The sequence below is a fragment of the Methylotuvimicrobium sp. genome (genome assembly GCF_050611805.1).
Classification (GTDB): Bacteria; Pseudomonadota; Gammaproteobacteria; order Methylococcales; family Methylomonadaceae; genus Methylotuvimicrobium.
In genome coordinates this window covers 1-3,351 of record NZ_JBNGHF010000107.1, presented here as the reverse complement: position 1 = coordinate 3,351, position 3,351 = coordinate 1, and the positions used below count along the sequence as shown (strand labels likewise).

Here is a 3,351-nt window from a genome sequence, read left to right as displayed (position 1 = left end):
AACTGCTAACTGCTAACTGCTAACTGCTAACTGCTAACTGCTAACTGCTAACTGCCTACTTCGTCCTCAAGTGATTACAGTAGGTCCATTTCTGCCGGTTCGTTTTTTGATCTCGCAAAACTGTTCCGCCAATTCGATGAGTGGCGCTAATGCGCTTTGTGCGTCTTGATCATGTAAATTGCTGTCGGGTTCGTAACGTTCCAAATAAATTCGAAGCGTGGCGCCTACGGTGCCGGTGCCGGATAGGCGGAAAACGATTCGTGAACCGTTTTCAAAACCGATGCGGATGCCTTGGTTTTTGCTGACGCTGCCGTCGATCGGGTCGGTATAAGCGAATTCATCGGCATATTCGACGATATAATCGCCGAATGCCTTGCCCGGTAGGGCCGGTAATTGTTCGCGAAGAGAAGCGACGATGCCGTCCGCAATATCGGTGGCTACGGCTTCGTAATCATGGCGAGCGTAGATATCTCGGCCGAACCGTTGCCAGTGCTCGGTGACGATGTCGGCAACCGATTGTCTTTTTCTGGCAATGAGATTGAGCCAGAATAATACCGCCCATAAGCCGTCTTTTTCCCGAACATGGTCAGATCCGGTGCCGAAGCTTTCTTCGCCGCATAGCGTAATTTTTCCGGCGTCTAATAGGTTTCCGAAAAATTTCCAGCCGGTCGGCGTTTCAAAGCAAGGTAAGTTCAGTTGCGCGGCAACCCTATCGACGGCTTGGCTGGTCGGCATCGAGCGTGCGACGCCGCTAATACCTTTTGCGTAGCCGGGAATTAAGCTTGCATTGGCCGCTAAAATGGCTAAGCTATCGCTGGGCGTCACGAATATTTGCGAGCCCATGATCATGTTACGATCGCCGTCTCCATCCGAAGCCGCTCCAAACGTCGGTGCGTTCGGGCCGAACATTGCCTCGGCCAATTCTTCCGCGTGTGCCAGGTTCGGGTCCGGGTGACCGCCGCCGAAGTCTTCCAAAGGCACGGCATTGATCACAGAGCCGGGTTTTGCGCCCAGCATGTCTTCCAGAATCGTTTTGGCATAAGGACCTGTGATTGCGTGCATCGCATCGAATTTAAGCGTGATATAACCTGAGCCGATGCTCTGCTTGAGTAAATCGAAATCGAAAATGGTTTGCATCAATTCGGCGTAATCGTTGACGGGGTCTAGGATGCTTATCGTAAGTGTCCCGAATTTTTGGTTGCCGACGGTGTCGAGGTCGATGTCAGGGATTTCTGCAATTTTGTAGGAAGCGATTTCCTTGCTGCGCCGGTAAAATGCCTGAGTATACTTTTCGGGTGCGGGGCCGCCGTTGCCGACATTGTATTTGATGCCGAAATCTTCATCCGGTCCTCCGGGATTGTGACTGGCCGATAGCACCAGCCCGCCATAGGCTTTATATTTCCGAATCAGGTTGGATGCGGCGGGTGTCGATAATAAACCGCCTTGGCCGATAATCAATTCGCTAAAACCGTTTGCAGCGGCAATTTTTATGATCGTTTGAATGGCTTGTCGGTTAAAATAGCGTCCGTCACCACCTAAAACAAGTTTTTGGTCTACAATATCATCGAGAGAGTCGAAGATTGACTGAACAAAATTTTCAAGATAGTTCGGTTGTTGAAAGGTTTTCACTTTCTTTCTAAGTCCCGACGTCCCGGGGTTTTGGTCTTCGAATGGATGAGTTTCTATTGTTTTTATTTCCATGAGTGAGCCTTTAATGCGACAAATAACACGGTTTTTAAATTACACTAAAACACAAGCTAATAGTAGTTTAATTATGATCCGAATTGGCGTGTTTCCGATTCTTTTTTTGTTGGCGTCAAATGCCCAAGCCAGTAACGATGTCTGGTTATTGATCGATACTGATGCGCTGACGCTTGAAGTTAAGAAAGGAGGGCAGACGTTAGAAAGGTTGGAAAACATTGCGATAGGCCGAAATGGCGCGGGTTTTAAAGAGGTGCGCGGCGATGATGTCACTCCTTTAGGGACTTACAAAATTGGCTGGATTAATGAAAAAAGCAGTTTTTATCGTTTTTTCGGCTTGTCTTATCCTTCGGTCGATAATGCTCATGCCGCACTTGACAAGGGGCTTATCGATCCGTTAACTTTTGAGACGATTGTCGAAGCACACCAAAAACACAGTATTCCCCCCCAGAATACTCCCTTAGGAGGGCAAATCGGCATTCACGGCTTGGGGCGTGGCGATGAGAAAATTCATAGAACTATGAATTGGACTCATGGCTGTATTGCATTGACTAATCGGCAAATTGACCGTTTGAGTAAGTGGGTTGATAAAGAAATTACGGTGCAAATAAAATAGTTCTGGAATATTTTGAAAAAAAAGTTCAATATATTTCATCGAATGCTTTTGAAAAAAATCTTAGTAACAACTCTTACAGTAAAAAAAGGAAAATAATATGAAAAAATTAGCGAAATTATCAGTGGTTGCTCTTACAGCAAGTCTGGCTGTAGGTTGTGCGAGTACTTCTGACGTTGAAAACCTGCAATCTCAAATCGACGATTTGAATACTAAGGTTTCAAGAGCAGCTTCCGATGCGGCTAGCGCGAAAAGCGCTGCTGCTGACGCATCTGCAAGAGCGGCAGCTGCAGAGGCTGCGGCAAACCGCGCAGCAAGCTACGCACAAGATGCGAACAGCAAGTTGGATCGTCTGTTCAAAAAATCAATGATGAAATAATTAATTTTTATCTTTTGATTTGAAAAAAGCCCGTCAGATTCGTCTGACGGGCTTTTTTTGTTTGGCTATGTTTATGAATTCGCTTGCTTCCAAGCTGGAGCTTGGGAAAGAGCGTGATGCAGGTTGGTTGTTTTTTCCGCTGTTTCCCAAACTCTGTTTAGGAAAACCGTCTCGCAAGCTCTGCTTGCCGGCTTCGGGAAGCTGGAGCTTCCAAGACTTCTTGCCCAAGCAGAGCTTGGGCAAGAGCCGACATAGGGGGGGAGAGCCGGAGCTTGGGAAAGAGCGAAGACTAAAATATGCTGTTACCCAAGCTCTAGCTTCCCGAGGATCAAGGAAGATTGATCTAGCGAGCCGGGGTTGGTTGAGGTTCTGCGGAGCTTGCGTCGGTCTCAGGAAGCTGGAGCTTCCGGGGTGTCTTTCCCAAACTGGAGCTCTCATTGTTATACATAAGTCAAAAATTACCGTTTTCCTCGTTCCCACCGCTCCAGCGTGGGAATGCATACCGATCTTGCCTCGGCTGACAAGGTATGGGTTCCCACGGAGGACCGTGGGAACCAGAAAAAAATTACCGTTTTGCAATCTTAGCTAATGAGCCCTCGATAGCATTTTTTGTCGCCCAACGTTCCCGACTTTCCCTCACCTAGCGTTAGGTGAGGGA

The 3,351-nt window shown here is 47.7% G+C and carries 3 protein-coding genes; 2 read left to right on the top strand and 1 reads right to left on the bottom strand.

Annotated elements, in window-relative coordinates; translation table 11 throughout:
- Window positions 1-66 precede the first annotated feature (66 nt).
- Complete coding sequence (locus ACRJJO_RS21845) at window positions 67-1,701, bottom strand: alpha-D-glucose phosphate-specific phosphoglucomutase (RefSeq protein ID WP_431067668.1); 1,635 nt, start codon at window positions 1,699-1,701, stop codon at window positions 67-69.
- Between the two features lie 148 nt (window positions 1,702-1,849).
- Between ACRJJO_RS21845 and ACRJJO_RS21840 the strand changes: the two genes are divergently transcribed.
- Window positions 1,850-2,317 carry a L,D-transpeptidase family protein gene (locus ACRJJO_RS21840; RefSeq protein WP_431067667.1) on the top strand — a complete coding sequence of 156 codons (468 nt, stop codon included), beginning with the start codon at window positions 1,850-1,852 and terminating at the stop codon, window positions 2,315-2,317.
- A gap of 97 nt (window positions 2,318-2,414) precedes the next feature.
- Window positions 2,415-2,693, top strand: a complete 279-nt coding sequence (locus ACRJJO_RS21835) for an Lpp/OprI family alanine-zipper lipoprotein (RefSeq protein WP_125220177.1) — start codon at window positions 2,415-2,417, stop codon at window positions 2,691-2,693.
- Window positions 2,694-3,351: the final 658 nt, after the last annotated feature.